This window comes from Paenibacillus sp. 05T425 (assembly GCF_056396205.1).
This window is the reverse complement of record NZ_JBFTLA010000191.1, coordinates 1-354: the sequence shown is the minus strand read 5'-3', so window position 1 is coordinate 354 and position 354 is coordinate 1. Positions and strand designations below refer to the sequence as shown.

Annotated in this window: 1 protein-coding gene; it reads right to left on the bottom strand. The window is 59.6% G+C overall.

Going from position 1 to position 354, the window contains the following annotated elements; all coding sequences use genetic code 11:
- The coding region (locus tag AC1DF0_RS32715; protein WP_477577804.1) for an MFS transporter at nt 1-354 on the bottom strand (354 nt) is incomplete at both ends.

Below are 354 nucleotides of genomic sequence, written 5' to 3'. Positions count from 1 at the left end.
ACTGCCGCCAGGTAGGGTAACGCCGACAGCCAGCCGGCTTCGATCATGTCCATTTGCGCGCCGGCCTTGAGGATTGATGGCAGCCACAGCACGAAACCGTAGACGCCGATGCTCCAGCAGAAGAACTGCAAGGCGAGGATGATGACTTTTGGCGAACGGAAGGCTTCGGCGTAGTTTTTCACTGCCTTGATGCCGACCTGTTCGGCGGCCAGGGCACTTTCCAGGTCCTGCTTTTCCTGGTCGTTGAGCCACTTGGCCTGGGCCGGACGGTCATCGGCCAGACGCCACCAGATAAACGCCCACAACACCGCCGGCAAGCCTTCGATGATGAACATCCAGCGCCAGTTGAAATGC